General features: G+C 69.1%; 16 protein-coding genes. 5 read left to right on the top strand and 11 right to left on the bottom strand.

What is annotated here, in order from left to right; genetic code table 11:
• The first annotated feature begins 38 nt into the window (after nucleotides 1-38).
• From ACZ67Q_RS06835 to ACZ67Q_RS06825, 3 genes are all read left to right on the top strand, one after another.
• The gene (locus ACZ67Q_RS06835) at nucleotides 39-785 is read left to right on the top strand and encodes a hypothetical protein (RefSeq protein ID WP_471177356.1); all 747 of its coding nucleotides are present in this window, start codon (nucleotides 39-41) and stop codon (nucleotides 783-785) included.
• Nucleotides 782-1120, top strand: a complete 339-nt coding sequence (locus ACZ67Q_RS06830) for a winged helix-turn-helix domain-containing protein (RefSeq protein WP_471177355.1) — start codon at nucleotides 782-784, stop codon at nucleotides 1118-1120. The genes ACZ67Q_RS06835 and ACZ67Q_RS06830 overlap by 4 nt, the downstream gene beginning before the upstream one ends.
• A gap of 103 nt (nucleotides 1121-1223) precedes the next feature.
• Complete coding sequence (locus tag ACZ67Q_RS06825; protein WP_471177352.1) at nucleotides 1224-2429, top strand: alpha/beta hydrolase family protein; 1206 nt, start codon at nucleotides 1224-1226, stop codon at nucleotides 2427-2429.
• Nucleotides 2430-2524: 95 nt separating this feature from the next.
• Here ACZ67Q_RS06825 and ACZ67Q_RS06820 read toward each other — a convergent pair whose 3' ends face one another.
• From ACZ67Q_RS06820 to ACZ67Q_RS06810, 3 genes are all read right to left on the bottom strand, one after another.
• Nucleotides 2525-2791: a hypothetical protein gene (locus tag ACZ67Q_RS06820; protein ID WP_471177349.1), complete on the bottom strand. Its 267-nt coding sequence runs from the start codon at nucleotides 2789-2791 to the stop codon at nucleotides 2525-2527.
• A 456-nt stretch (nucleotides 2792-3247) separates the two neighbouring features.
• Entirely contained in the window at nucleotides 3248-3457 is a 210-nt protein-coding gene (locus tag ACZ67Q_RS06815) for a hypothetical protein (RefSeq protein WP_471177347.1), read from the bottom strand.
• A 349-nt stretch (nucleotides 3458-3806) separates the two neighbouring features.
• The gene (locus ACZ67Q_RS06810) at nucleotides 3807-4322 is read right to left on the bottom strand and encodes an SUKH-3 domain-containing protein (protein ID WP_471177344.1); all 516 of its coding nucleotides are present in this window, start codon (nucleotides 4320-4322) and stop codon (nucleotides 3807-3809) included.
• Nucleotides 4323-4420: 98 nt separating this feature from the next.
• Between ACZ67Q_RS06810 and ACZ67Q_RS06805 the strand changes: the two genes are divergently transcribed.
• Nucleotides 4421-4894: a hypothetical protein gene (locus ACZ67Q_RS06805; RefSeq protein WP_471177342.1), complete on the top strand. Its 474-nt coding sequence runs from the start codon at nucleotides 4421-4423 to the stop codon at nucleotides 4892-4894.
• Nucleotides 4884-5060, top strand: coding sequence for a hypothetical protein (locus ACZ67Q_RS06800; protein ID WP_471177339.1), 177 nt, complete (start codon nucleotides 4884-4886; stop codon nucleotides 5058-5060). The genes ACZ67Q_RS06805 and ACZ67Q_RS06800 overlap by 11 nt, the downstream gene beginning before the upstream one ends.
• Before the next feature lie 114 nt (nucleotides 5061-5174).
• On the opposite strand, the gene ACZ67Q_RS06795 is transcribed toward ACZ67Q_RS06800, so the two are convergent.
• From ACZ67Q_RS06795 to argH, 8 genes are all read right to left on the bottom strand, one after another.
• On the bottom strand, nucleotides 5175-6395 hold the full coding sequence (locus ACZ67Q_RS06795; RefSeq protein ID WP_471177337.1) for an MFS transporter: 1221 nt from the start codon (nucleotides 6393-6395) through the stop codon (nucleotides 5175-5177).
• Complete coding sequence (locus tag ACZ67Q_RS06790) at nucleotides 6392-7522, bottom strand: GNAT family N-acetyltransferase (RefSeq protein ID WP_471177334.1); 1131 nt, start codon at nucleotides 7520-7522, stop codon at nucleotides 6392-6394. The genes ACZ67Q_RS06795 and ACZ67Q_RS06790 overlap by 4 nt, the downstream gene beginning before the upstream one ends.
• A gap of 16 nt (nucleotides 7523-7538) precedes the next feature.
• Nucleotides 7539-8303 carry an enoyl-CoA hydratase/isomerase family protein gene (locus ACZ67Q_RS06785; protein ID WP_471177331.1) on the bottom strand — a complete coding sequence of 255 codons (765 nt, stop codon included), beginning with the start codon at nucleotides 8301-8303 and terminating at the stop codon, nucleotides 7539-7541.
• Nucleotides 8290-8649, bottom strand: coding sequence for a hypothetical protein (locus ACZ67Q_RS06780; RefSeq protein WP_471177328.1), 360 nt, complete (start codon nucleotides 8647-8649; stop codon nucleotides 8290-8292). The genes ACZ67Q_RS06785 and ACZ67Q_RS06780 overlap by 14 nt, the downstream gene beginning before the upstream one ends.
• 48 nt (nucleotides 8650-8697) lie before the next feature.
• Complete coding sequence (locus ACZ67Q_RS06775; RefSeq protein WP_471177326.1) at nucleotides 8698-9546, bottom strand: EamA family transporter; 849 nt, start codon at nucleotides 9544-9546, stop codon at nucleotides 8698-8700.
• A gap of 73 nt (nucleotides 9547-9619) precedes the next feature.
• A complete protein-coding gene (locus ACZ67Q_RS06770; RefSeq protein ID WP_471177324.1) occupies nucleotides 9620-10567 on the bottom strand; it encodes a methionyl-tRNA formyltransferase in 948 nt (315 codons plus the stop codon).
• Between the two features lie 23 nt (nucleotides 10568-10590).
• Nucleotides 10591-11763 (bottom strand): argininosuccinate synthase, encoded by a 1173-nt coding sequence (locus ACZ67Q_RS06765; RefSeq protein ID WP_471177321.1) that lies wholly within the window; start codon nucleotides 11761-11763, stop codon nucleotides 10591-10593.
• A 45-nt stretch (nucleotides 11764-11808) separates the two neighbouring features.
• Nucleotides 11809-13350, bottom strand: coding sequence for an argininosuccinate lyase (argH, locus tag ACZ67Q_RS06760; protein ID WP_471177318.1), 1542 nt, complete (start codon nucleotides 13348-13350; stop codon nucleotides 11809-11811).
• Nucleotides 13351-13668 lie beyond the last annotated feature (318 nt).

Raw genomic sequence — 13668 nt, 5'->3', positions numbered from 1 at the left:
TTCTTGCCATAACTAGTTTGTGATGCAAAGCTGACTGGGTGACAGACGCTTCGATGCCCTCGCAAGGCACGCCTCACGAAGTCCTCGCCGGTCTCGGTCAATTGACCCGCAAGGTCCGAGCCGCTCAGCGCGGCACCTGGTTTCCTCTCCTGCTGCTCGGCGTGCTCATGGTGGGGGGAATCCTGGTCAGCCGCTTCACGTTCCGGGTCCTGACCGTTCCCTGCCCTGCGACCGCCCCCGCCGCAGGCTTGGGCTGCACCGTCGTCAAGCAGGGGTCGCCGCTCTACTGGCCCATCGGGATTGCCCTCGCCTATGCGGCGACGGCGTTCTTCTACATCCGCCGCTCCCGCAACCGCGGCGTCGGCACCCCGGTCCGGCCCTACATCCTCATTGGCATCGCCCTGCTCGGTGTGGTGGCCGCCACCTCCTTCTGGAGCACCCGCCACGGGATCCCGCGGCCCGGTGAACCACTCGACTTCTGGGGCCTGCACCTCGACCCAAGCTCCGAGATGACGAGGTTCCTCGAGCGACTCGTGGGGAACGCCACGGCCGTTGGGCTGCCGCTGCTGGTGCTGTCCTGGGTGGAACGCAGCCGCGTCCTGCTGCTGCTCACCGTGGTGTATCTGGCCATCGAATTGGTGCCGCTGTCCACCGGTTGGTCGGGGATCCCCTTCACCTCGCCTTGGTTCTTCCTGCCCCGCTACGCCGTCCCCGGCGTGCTCCTCCTGCTCGGCGCCCTCGGCTTTGGCCTGGCCGAGCTGCCCCGCAGGCGCAACGCGTCATGACCGATCAGCCCGAACAGCACCCCGTCACCGGTCTGGACGACGTGGTCCACCAGCGCGTCCGCCTCGGCATCCTCACCGTCGCCCACCAGGCGCGCCGAGTCGAATTCGGCTTTCTGCGCACGGCACTCGGCCTCACCGCCGGAAACCTCAGCCAGCACCTCACCGTCCTGGAGAAGGCCGGACTGGTCGATATCGAGAAGGGCTACGAGGGCAAACGCGCCCGCACCTGGCTCTCCCTCACCCCCGCGGGCGACCGCGCCCTGCGAGACGAGGTCGCCCAGCTCAAGCGCCTCATTCACCAGATCGAGCACGGCATCTCAACCCCGGAGTCCTGATCCGGACCCTGGCGAACCGTGGTGAGCCGTGAGCGGCTCCCGCCGACGTCCGGCGGACCCGGACAACACACCGAACACCGTCCAAGAATTCCAGGGAGGACACGTGACCATCACACCTGTCACCACGGCGTACGTGACGCGCCGTCGCTTGCTCGCAGCCGCACTGGTGACGGGGGTCGGGGCCGCCGTGCCGATCAGCGCAGCGCGCCAGGCGTGGGCGGCTTCGACCGCCCCCGTTCTGTCGCAGCTCACGCTACCCAGGCCCACCGGGCCGCACCCGGTGGGCACGGTGCCGCTCCACCTCGTCGACACCTCGCGTCCGGACCCTGTGACCGGCCCGGGGAATCACCGCGAGTTGATGGCCAGCGTCTGGTACCCCGCTTGCAAGACGAAGGACCTGCCGCGTGCTCCCTGGTTGACCCAGGGTGCGCTGCGGGCGTTTCTGGCGGACGTCGGCTTCCCCCTCGATCCCGCCCTCGGCCCACTCACCGCCGCACACCTCGGCGCACCCGTGCACCAAACGGGCCATCGCCTGCCCGTCCTCGTGTACTCGCACGGCGCGGGCAGCCATCACGGCGACCACACCATCATGGTCCAGGAACTCGCCAGCCACGGCTACGCCGTGGTCACCGTCGACCACACGTACGACGCGTTCAGCGAGTTCCCCGACGACCGACTCACCGTCCCGGCAGAAGTCCCGCCGTTCCTGGGGCCCCGGGACTTCGCCACGGACCTCCGGTTCGTGCTCGACGTCGTCGAGGACCTCGCCGGCGGGCACAACCCCGACGTCGACGGCAGGCCACTGCCCCAGGGCCTGCTCGGCGCCCTCGACCCGAGGTGCATCGGCGCGTTTGGCTGGTCGAAGGGTGGCACCGCCACCGTGCTCACCATGCTCGCCGACCAGCGCGTTGGTGCCGGGCTCAGTATCGACGGTCCGATGCAGCCGACCATCACGACCGACCTGGACCGGCCGTTCATGATGATGACCGCCTCGTTTACCCGGGCCGCCATGCCGGACGTCGCCGAGTTCTGGACACACCTTCGTGGTTGGCGGCTGAACATCCAGGCTGACGGGGCCATCCACAATACGTACGGCGACGACGCGACACTGATCCCGCAAGCGGGCAAGGTACTCGGCATGACCCACCAGCAGATCCAGGACATGATCGGCACCCTCGATCCGGCTCGGGCGGTCCGGATCCAGCAGGCCTACCCGCTCGCGTTCTTCGACCTACACCTGCGACACCGCCGGGGACATCTGCTCGACGGCCCAAGCGCGGCCTTCCCAGAGGTGAAGTTCATCCCGTGAGATGCGTCGGACCGCCAGGAATGCCGTCACCATCCGGGCACGGCCTTCGCAAGACCGGCTATCCGCGCAGCCCTTCCATCGCGCGATCGGCGCTCCTACCGCTCGTCGTCGTCCTCCCCGCCAGTCGAGGGTTCGCGTAGCGGCCTGCGGCCGACCTCCTGGTGCCGGACCGTGGCCAGCATCGTCGCGGTCTTCCGGGTCTCCTCCAGGTCCCGCAAGGTGGGAGCCTTCGAGCCCAGCCCGTACCGGGCCAGCGCCGCCATCCGCGCCGACGGCACCCCGCCCGTCTCCACCCGGCCGGCCCCGAGTGCCCGCACTTCCCGGGCGCGGTCCAGGGTTTCGCGCATTGCCGTGCCCGACACCCGCACCGGCTCCGTCTCGAATGTGAATGCCGGGCGACAGTACCCGGCGCATGGTCGCGCAGTGCCCCCGGGCTCCACTACAGCCTCGTCAACGAGATGGCCGCCCAACAGCCCCTTCAGGCCACAGCACCACACCTGTCGAAGTGGCTAGACTCCCGATCAACGGCGCTGAGCTGCACCAACGTGAACCAATCACTAACGCACAGCCCAGAACCCCAGAAGCGTACAGCCGGCCGCCGCCGGCCAACACCGCGAGCACGCCGACAACAGCCAGGATCCACCAGTGCGCCAGCAGCCAGTTGACGACGGTCACCACCAGAGCGACACCCAAGACAGCAGCCACCAGGAGGCCGATCAGCCGGTCGTCGGCGCGCTGCCGCCGCCTGCCCGGCCGGCGGGTGCGCCGTCGCACCGGCGGGCGCCTGGTCGTCGGCCGCCTCTTGCGCGCACGGGGGGTCACCGGCTGGCCTGCGTGACGCCGTCGGCGAGCTGCCCGAGGATGTTCAGGATTCCCTGGCCCGCCGGGGTAGGTGCGATCAGGACCCCGAGCGCCAGGACGATGGCGACGGTCAGCTTCTCGTCGAAGCGGCTGCGAGCCTCCGTACGCCGCCGCAGTCGCCAGATGACGATGACCGCGAGCAGCACTGCCACGTTGATGGTCAGCAACCGTCCAGACCTCCCCCACCGACCGGCCACCACTACGCCGGAACGGCAGCGCGCCGCTCCATTCTTCTTGTGTAGCGGCGCCCCCGCGATGTTGGAGACGGGTTGCGTACGAATGGCACAAAGCCATCGGAGCTGGCCGAATCACACGCGGTGTTTCCAGCACTACGGGTCCGCCGATTCTTCTGTCACGCGGCTTCGTTCGCACGGCGGACGTCTGCCGAGCAAGATGCCGGGGCTGCCCCGTAGGCACAGCAGGTGGACCGAGCGGTTGCGTTCGACTCTCGCCGCGATCGCTCTCGCTCTCGCAGGCCGGGCTGGTGCCGGATGGCACGGGTCTTCGGGGTGACCCTCAGTCACAGCGCGCTTGCTGCGGCTGCTCTGACACCTCACCCGGGCCGGAAGGGCCGGCCCCGCGGGTGGTCGGTGCCTCATCAACCCGGCGCGGAGCCATGCCGAGCACCAAGCTTTCGAGGGCCTGGGGCATCGGTCCGAAGCCGGCAACCCAGGTTTCGACGAGATAGATCTCGCCAACCTCGTCGATGGCCAGGAAGAACCGGCCGTGATCAAGCTCGCCGAGAGGGAAGAGACGACGTCCGATGGACTTGCCCCACTCCAAGAACCGGTCGCCCTCGCCCCGGGCCAGCTCCGGGTCCAGCTCAAACGGCGTGCGGGCGCAGGTGATCCCCGGCCCGCTGATGCTCACGGTCAGACCGCCGAACTCTTGCAGGAAGGCTTCCGCAGGGCCGTGCATGGCAAGGCCGACTGCTTCGAACATGGATCGCCAGCGACCGGTAGCCACCTTCCGTCCAGGCACCCATCCCGACGCCGCCAACACCTCATCCACCTCTGGCGACCAGCTGCTCATCCTGGACCCGGCTCCTCGACTACGCTGGTCTCAGCCTAGGACAGGAGCGCCCGAAGTCCGATGCCGTGGCGCTCAACCCTGATCTCCATGCTGCCCATATGACTGAAGTGACGTTGCGGAAGCCGCAGGGCACGGCAGTGGAACGCAGCGCGTATCTGCTGTTCACCCTGGCGGTGATGGTGGTCGGCTGGCTCATCGCAGCAGCCAACGCCGGGATCTCCTACCTGGCGTTGGGCACGGATGTGATTCCGATCATCACGGGCTTGGTGGGGTGCTTCACGTTCGCGATCCTGCTGTGCTTCCTGCACCAGGCATGGTGGCTGGGCTTGCTCTCCTTCCTGCCGGCTCTCTTCGTCCTGGTCGGTTCCGTGCAATACGCTCCCGAAGCCGCGCTCGACCACCGAGGCGTCCGCCAAAGCGTTCTCATCGCTGCCGACAGCGCCGCCGATGGGGGCGGTACGGCCCACCGCTTCACCCTCATCGGCCGGTCGGGCAAGCTGAAGGAGACGCTGAACTACGACGGCAACGACCCCGGACTGGAAGGTCGGCGACCGTGTCACGGTGGTCAGTGACCCAGAGGGCGTCGTTCCCCTCGAGGCGGCTTCCGACATTGACGCGAGCAACGAACTGGTCACCCTCGTGCTGGGCGTTGCCGGCTGGACGGGCATCACCTTGCTGGCCGGCCGACGCGGTTTCGTACGGCGCCGCGCCGGCCGACAAATCGCCTTCATGGACTAGTGCGGCAGCGGTCTTCTCGTGACGGTTCGGCAGGTGGTCGTTGCTCTGTTCCTGGGTGGGGAAGTGATCGATGCCCGGTCGTCGGCGAGTGAACTGCCGGCTGAGCGTCTGCCGTCACGGACGGGGCGTTCTCAGCGGCAGGACGGCCGCGAGCACGCTCAGCCCGGTCAGCGCCCACCACAGGGCCGTGGGCACCGTGCTCAGCAGGCCCGTCGCCAGCAGAGGGGCGAAAGCCGTGGCGACTCCGACGAGCAGTTGGTTGAACGCCAGGTAGGAACCCTGGTTCCGCTCCGGCGGGAGACCCGTCAGCATGACCAGGGCCGCCTGCGAGACCGCCATTTCCCCGAGCGTGTACACCACCATCCCCGCGATCAGGACGCCGAGTCGGATCCAGGAGGGTGCCGAGGCGGCGAGCAGCGCCGACGCGTAGAGCGCGACGTAGGCCAGGCCCCCGAGGGCCAGGACCGGTCCGGGGCGGAACCTGTCGAGGATCCGGCTCATGGGCAGCTGCAGGGCGGTGAGCAGCGCCGTGTTGACGGCGAACAGCACACCCACCGTCCAGGACGGCAGCGCGAGCTCCTCCAGGGCGAACACCGGCAGTGCGCTCTCCACCGCCAGCGCGGCGGTCCACAGCAGGGCGTTGGCGCCCGCGACGCGCAGATAGGTGACGTCCTGCCACGGGCGGGCGCGACGGTCCTCTGTCTGACGCCGGGCCGGTGCCGGGGCTGCGGGTGCCCCGGCGGGTATGCCGAGGTACAGCACGGCGGTCACCATGAAACTGGCGGCGTTCAGTGCGCCGAGCAGGACGAAGCCCGAGCCGGTGTCCGCGACGAACAGCCCCGCGAGGAGGGCACCCGTCCCCATCCCGGCGTTGAACGTCACCCTGGACAGGGCAAGCCATCGGCTGCGCTGCCCCTCCGGTGCGAGCCGCACCGCGAGCAGGGGGCCGGCGGCCTGTTCCGCGCGGTTTCCCAGAGCCAGGAGCACGCTGAACGCAGCCAGCGGAAACAGGCCCGGCACACAGACGAATCCGATGAAGCACACGGCGCGTACGACGGCTGCGCCGATCAGCACCGGCCGTGGTCCGAGACGATCCACGAGCCGGCCGACGGCGAAGAGCCCCGGCAGCGCCACGAGTGTCGTCACCGTCAGCACCAGGCCGACCGTGGGGAGGGACTGGCCGGACAGCTCGGTGAAGAAGAGAAGGGAGAAGGGGTAGAAGAAGCCCGTGCCCACGGCGTTGACGAATCCGGCCGTGCCGAATCTGACCGCACCGGGCCCTCGTGGCAGGACCCGGTCGGGCGTGTCCGCGTTCTTCGCGTGGGCCGAGGTCATGCGGTCCGGTCCAGTCGCAACAGGTGGCAGTGCTGGTCGGTCGCCGTGCACCCGCGGGATCTTTTGGTCTCCGTGCTGCCGAGGCCGTAGTGGATGGTCGAGACGCCCGCCGCCGCGGCCTCTTCGACGAGCCGGTAGTACAGGAGCTCGAAATAGAGCGGGAGCCCGGTGCGGCGCTGGTACGCGTAGTCGTATCCGGTCTGGCGCGCGTACCAGTGGTCGTCCCGGCGCAGGAGGAGTCCGAAGCCGCGCAGGGTCCCCTCGGCGCGGGCCACGACCGCGAAGGCGTCGTCCCCGAAGCAGTCGCGGACTTGCCGCAGTTGGGGCAGTGACTGGTCCGGCGTCCAGGTGATGCCGTACTTGCCGAGGAGCTCCGCCTCCAGCTCGGCGCAGCGCGCGAGGTCCACGTCGTCGAGGGACTCCACGGACACGTCGATGCCGGACTGCCGTATCCGGCGTCGTTCCGCCGCCACGGAGACACGGCGCTTGCGCGGCAGGGCGGCCAGATAGCCGTCGTATCCGTCCTGCGGCACCCGCAGGCGGCTGTGGCGCCCCGAGGTGTAGTTGTGGTAGCCGCGCTCGGCCAGGACGTCCGCCAGTCGGCGGTCGTCCTCCTGCACCGCGTCCAGGTAGAGGAAGCACACGCTGGCCGCACCGGATCGCCGTGCCAGGGTTTCGGCGGCGACGACAAGCCGGACCAGGTCGTCTCTGGTGGTCCGAGGGCCCTGGAGGATCCGTGTGTGTCCGACATGCCGGCCGCCGGCGAGCAGGGTGGGCATGAGCTCCGTCGTGGGATCGCCCGAGAGGTCTGCCAGGAACCCGGCCGCACCCGGCAGGCCCGACTCGACGCTGTTGCGCAGGACGGCATCGGGCCGGCCCAGGGCCCACGGCACCGCGGACGTGGCCAGGGCCGTGGCCAGGCAGGCGACCGGCTCGCCGTCCCGTTCGATCCACAGATAGGCCATGGGGACGCCCGCCGTCGCCTCCACCACGTCGAGCCAGCGGCAGGTGAGGAAGATGTCGGCGGGGCCCGCGAGCGCGTCCCACCCCGCGCGGGGCAGGTCGGCGGCCCGCTCCACCGCCTGGACCGAGTCCGGCAGCCGGTGGGTCGTGCTGTGCGTGAGCATCGTGAGTTCTCCCGGTTCAGTCCCGCCCGAGGATCGTGCGCATCCGCCGCTGCGGCAGGCCCGTGGCGAAACCGGCCCGGTTCGACATCCTGGCCTCGCGCTGCGCCTTGCGGAGACCCTGGATGTGGTCCTCGTTCAGAAAGTGCTTGGTGCTGCGGAAGGCGGGACCGCTGTAGGTGGCGAAGTCCTCGGCCCGCTTCAGGGCCGTGGCGGCGAGGTCCTTGTCCGGCACCACCTCGTGCAGCAGTCCGTCGGCCAGCGCGGCCTCGGGCGACCACGACTCACCCGTCATCAGCATCTGCTGCATCACGTGCCGGCCGGCGGTGCGCTCCAGGACGTATCCGCCGAGGATGCCGGCGATCCCGACCCGGAAGTGCGGCATGCGCAGCGAGCAGCTCTCGGAGCCGATGCGGTAGTCGCAGGTCAGTGCGATCAGCAGTCCGACACCGATGGCATGACCGTCGAGAGCCGCCACGGTCGGCTTGGTCACGGCGAGACCCGCGGCGCACACCTCCGCGATGTCGTCGGTCCAGTCGTCGACTTCGGTCCCGTCGGTGAAGTGACGTGTCTCGTTGAAGTCACAGCCCACCGTGAAGGACATCCCCTCCTCGGCGCGCAGCACCACCGCCAGGACGGAGGCGTCGGCGTCGAGCTCCCTCAGCAGGATCGTCAGCGCACGCATGCGCTCCCGGCTCAGCGCGTTCGCGTGGTGGAGGCCGGCGAAGACCACGACCGCGACTGCGCCGTGCCGTTCGCATCTGAAGGTTTCAGTGCCGGACACCGTCGCGTCGCTTCCAGTCCTCGAGGATCACGTCGAGGTCGCTGAGGGTGAACCCGGCAGCGGCCATCTCGCGCATCTTCTGCTCGCCCACGACGGCCCGCAGGGAGGCCATCGGGTCGGTGCCCGCGCGGACCCGGTCCCACAGATCGATGGGCAGGGACCGCAGGGACGGCAGGGCGAACGTCACACCCTTGAGCTCGTACTTGACCGGTCCGGAGAGGGCCTGTGCGCACTGCCGGGCGACTGCGTCCAGCGGAACGGTGCCGCCGTCGGCCACCGGCGGGCTTACGACGGCCGCCGCGTACGACGCGGTGGTCGGCGGTGCTATGGGATCAGTGGCGGGCATGCGAACTCCACGGAAGTCGTGAGGTGGGGCTGTGCTCTGCTGAACCGGTCAGTTCCAGGCGAGCAGCAGCACGCTGGCCACGGCCAGCGCGACGCCGATGTGCTGCACCGAGCGGATGCGTTCCTTGAGGACGAACCGCGCCAGCAGGACGGTGCTGATGGGATACAGAGAGGCCAGTAGTCCGACGATGGCGAGACTGCCGTTCTTGACGGCGATGAGAAACAGAACGCTCGACCCCATGTCGAGCACCCCGGAGAGCAGCGCGAGGCGCGCCGTGCGGACCGGCAGCCGAAGGGGCGTGCGGCGCACCAGACCCACTCCGAGGAGCAGCGTCAGGGAGGCGCAGCGAGCCCACACCAGCGGCCACAGACTGGTGTCGCTCGGCGTGCGGGCCAGGAACACGAAGAACAGGCCGAAGCCGGCACCGGCCAGCAGCGCGAGCCCCACGCTGCGGAGCATCTTGCCCCGGCGTTCGGAGCCGGCGTCGTCGCCGCCGGTCAGCGACACCAGGAGCACAGAGGCGAGGGCGCACAGGACACCGACCACGGCGAGCGCGGTGAGCCGGTCCCCCATCATCACCCCGGCGACCACGGGCAACGCGGCCGCGGCGGCCGCGGTGGTCGGCGCCACCAGGCTCATCACGCCGTTGGCCAGAGCGTGATACAGCAGGATGGCGCCGAGGCTTCCGCAGAGCCCGGCGATTCCGCCCCAGACGACCTCCGACCATCCTGTGCCACCGTGGGACAGGACGCCGGCGAACACGAGCGCGGTCAGCAGACCGGCGGTATTCGACCAGCAGACGACCACGACGGCACGGGCGTGCTTGGTCGCCAGGCCACCGACGAAGTCGGCGGAGCCGAGGACCATCGCCGAAGCGAGGGCCAGGAACAGATTCACCGGGAACTCCTTGTCGAAAAATGGCACGGACGGTCCGCCACCGAAACCGCCCCTGTGCGGGCCGACGGCGCCGCTACGGGTGACTCGTCACGTAACCACCCATGGTGCGGAAGAAGTCGATCCCCCGGTGTTCCTCACCGTCGTCGGTGCGGACCCGCTCGATGACCAGCCCCCGCTCCGTACCCCTGCGTGCATCGGGGCCGCAGACCACCGCCACACCCTCTCCCTCCGGGCGGAACACCCGGCCGACGGTGCCCCCGAGCCGGGACTGGGAGACCGAGGCGGACAGGATGCGGATGCGCTGCCCCTTGAAGTGGGCGAACGCGTTGGGATACGGGTCGACCTGCGCCCGGACCAGGTTCACGATGTCCTGGGCGGGCCAGGTCCAGTCGATCCTACTGTCCTCCACCGAGCGCTTGTGGAAGAAGGTCGCCTGCGCGGGGTCCTGCTTCGTCCAGTCGGTGCGCCCGGAGCCGATCAGCTCGATGGCTTCCAGGGTCGCGGGGGCGAACAGCTCCACGGTCTTGTGGAACAGGTCGGTGACGGTGTCCTTGTCCTCGACCGGGACGCGCTTTTGCACCACGATGTCACCGAGGTCGAAGTCCTCGTTCATGAAGTGGACCGTGACACCGACCTCGGACTCGCCGTTGACCAGCGCCCAGTTGAGGGGTGCGAAGCCGCCGTAGCGAGGCAGCAGCGCGTCGTGGACGTTGATCGCGCCGTGGGTGGCCAGGGCGTAGATGTGCGGGGCGACCCAGGTACGCCAGTCCGAGGAGACGAGGAGGTCGGGTGCGGCTTCCCGCAGCCGCTCGGCCACCTCGTCGTCATTGGCGTACTTGCGTTCGAGTACGGGTATGCCGTGCTGCTCCGCGAGCTGAACGACCGAGTCGTTCCAGATGGTCTCGTAGGCGTGATTGCTCGTCGGGTGGGTGATGACGAGCGGCACGTCGTGTTCCGACTGCAGCAGTGCCTCCAGGACCCGGTGTCCCCAGGTCTGGTAGCCCATGAAGACGATGCGCATGTGTTCCGCCTCTTCCTTCCGGGTCACGGCCGCGTGAGCGGCAGGGACCATACGTAGGCGAAGCCCGCGCCCGCCTTGTGGTTGAAGGTGTCTCCGGCCTCGTAGGTGGCCAGGGCACCGCTGTATCGGGAGTTCGGGGAGCGGCGGCTGACGACGGTGCACGACCCCTTGTACAGCTCCACGGTGATCTCGCCGGTGACCTGCTGCTGCACGCTCGAGACGAAGCCGTCGAGGCCACGGCGCAGGTCGGAGAACCAGTAGCCGTAGTAGGCGAGTTCTGCGTAGCGCAGGGCCAGGGCCTGCTTGTGGTGGAGCGTCTCACGGTCGAGGACGATCGCCTCGAGTTCCTCGTGGGCCAGCATCAGCACGGTCGCGGCGGGAGCCTCGTAGATGCCGCGGGTCTTGAAGCCCACGATGCGGCTCTCGACGATGTCGACGCGTCCCACGCCGTGCCGTGCGGCGGTGGCGGTGAGCCGGCTCACCAGATCGGTCAGTTCGAGCTTCTCGCCGTCGAGCGAGACCGGTACACCGCTGTCGAAGCCGATGGTCACCTGTTCCGCCCGCTCCGGGGCGGACTTGGGGTCGGCGGTGAGCTGCCAGGCGTGTGCCGGCGGGGGCTGGTTGATGTCGTCCAGCTCACCGCACTCGATGCTGGTGCCCCAGATGTTGGTGTCGATGCTGTACGGGTTCTCCTTGCTGACCGACACCTCGATGCCGTGCTCACGCGCGTAGGCGAGTTCGGACTCACGGGTCGTCAGCTCCCAGTCGATGACCGGCGCGAGCACCTGCAGCTTCGGGTCCAGCGCGGTGACGCTGGTGAAGAACCGCACCTGGTCGTTTCCCTTGCCGGTGGCACCGTGCGCCACGGCGTCCGCGCCTTCGGCGTGCGCGATCTCGACCATGCGCTGCGCGATCAGCGGCCGCGACAACGGGGCGGCCACCAGGTACTTGTTCTCATAGCGGGCGTGGGCCTGCAGGGCGGGCAGCGCGAAGTCCTTCAGGAACCGGTCGGCGAGCGGCTCCATGTAGACCTTCGACGCGCCGGTACGCAGCGCGCGCTCCTTGACGGCGTCCAGGGACTCGAGCTGCCCGATGTCCGCGCAGAACGCGATGACCTCGGCGTTGTAGCGTTCCTTGAGCCAGTGCAGTGCCACGGAGGTGTCGAGACCCCCGGAATAGGCAAGCACGATCTTCATGAGTTCTCCGGGATGTGGTGTCGGGAACGGGCGACCCCGCCGGGGTCAGCGCTGCTCCAGGGCGGGCAGGTCGGCTGAGACGGTGTCGAGCACCTTGCCGAAGTCGGCCCCGTCGGCGATTTCGCGAGCCGCGCGGAGGGTGGCCGCGTGCGCGGTGTCGAGCTTCTGCCGGGTGGACTCGAGCCACGCCGCGTGGCGTTCGACCGCCTGCCGCAGCTCGGCGCGGACGGCCTCGACGCTCTGCGGAGAGGTGCCACCGGGGCTGGTGTAGCTGGCGACCGCGGTGCGCGGGGCGAAGATGCGGGCGAGCACCGACTCCTCGACGGGGTGGCCGAGTTCGGTGAGGATCTGGGCGCTCGCCGCGGTGTCGCGCAGCGTCGCACCGCGCTTGAGCAGCGCGCCGACGAGCGAGCCCGTGACGTGGTGTGCCTCCCGGAACGGCAGGCCGTGGTCGGAGACCAGGTAGTTGGCCAGCTCGGTCGCCGTGGAGAAGTTGTCCCAGCACAGGTCCTCGCCGCGCTGGGTGTTGAACCGCAGCCCCTTGGTCTGGCCGGCGACGATGCGCAGCGTGGACAGATAGGTGTCGATGGCGTTCCACAGGTAGGGCTTGTCGTCCTGGAGATCACAGCTGTAGCCGAGGGTCACGCCCTTGGCCATGGTGAGGAGCTGGACCAGGGTGCCCGTGGTGCGGCCGGCCCGGCCGCGGGTCAGCTCCGCGACGACCGGGTTCTTCTTCTGCGGCATGATCGAGCTGCCCGTGGCGTACGCGTCCGAGACCTCGACGAGGCTGTACTCGTGCCCGCTCCACAGCACGACCTCCTCAGCCATGCGGGACAGGTTGTTGCCGCCGATCGCGAAGGCGGCCGCGCTCTCGATGAGGTAGTCGCGGGCGCTGGTGGCGTCCAGTGCGTGGCTCAGCACGCCGCTGAACCCGAGCAGCCGGGCGGTGAGTTCGCGGTCGAGCGGGAAGGAGGTGCCGGCCAGTGCGCAGGCGCCCAGCGCCGACTCGTCCGTGCGGTCGAAGGCGCCGCGGAGCCGGCGCACGTCGCGCAGCAGCATGCTGGCGTGCGCGCTCTTCCAGAAGCCTACGGACACCGGCTGGGCGGCCTGGCTGTGGGTGTAGCCCGGCAGGATCGCCAGCAGGTCGTCCTCCGGGAAGGAGAGCAGCTCGTCGACGAGCGCGAGGTTCGCGGCGACGGCGTCCAGCTGGACGCGGCGCAGATACATGCGGGCGTCCGTGGAGACCTGGTCGTTGCGGGACCGGGCGGTGTGCATGTGACCGCCGACCTCGCGGCCGAGGTCCTCGATGACCATCTGCTCGATGTTGAAGTGGACGTCCTCGAGCTCGGGGCGCAGGGTCAGCTCGCCGCGCTCGTGCCGTTCCCACAGCTTGAGCAGCGAACCGAGGATCGCCCGGGCGTTGTCGGCCGGGATGATGCCCCGGTGGCCGAGCATCAGCACGTGCGCGATGTCCTGCCACAGGTCCGCGAAGACGAGGCGCACGTCGACGTCCGTGGTGAGCGTGTAGTCGAGCACATCGGTGGTGATGTCCTCGTCGAACCGACCGCCCCACAACTTGTCAGTCACTGTTGGTTCCTTTGTGTACGGGATGTTCCGGCCGTTGCAGGCCGCGTTTTGGGGGTGTGATGCGGAGGCCTTCGGAGGCGCGGCCTCTCTGCCGACGGCTGTTCCGATCATCAAGGGCTCGGCCCAGGGGTGTCCACCGCCCTCGATGGCCGCGACATGACGTGTCCGGCGCCGGACAGGGAAGACTGTGAAGTGGCTTTTGCCTGACGCACCATGACACCGCGTCCAGCATTTGAGATTTCTCGCGAACACCGGCTGGGCATGTACAAGTGACCCTGAATGCGCGAGGCTTATCCAATTCCTTCGCCGGACAAGGCC

The sequence above is a fragment of the Streptomyces sp. NPDC036813 genome (genome assembly GCF_055609245.1).
The sequence above is the reverse complement of the archived record's forward strand: the minus strand, read 5'-3'. Positions and strand labels throughout refer to the sequence as shown.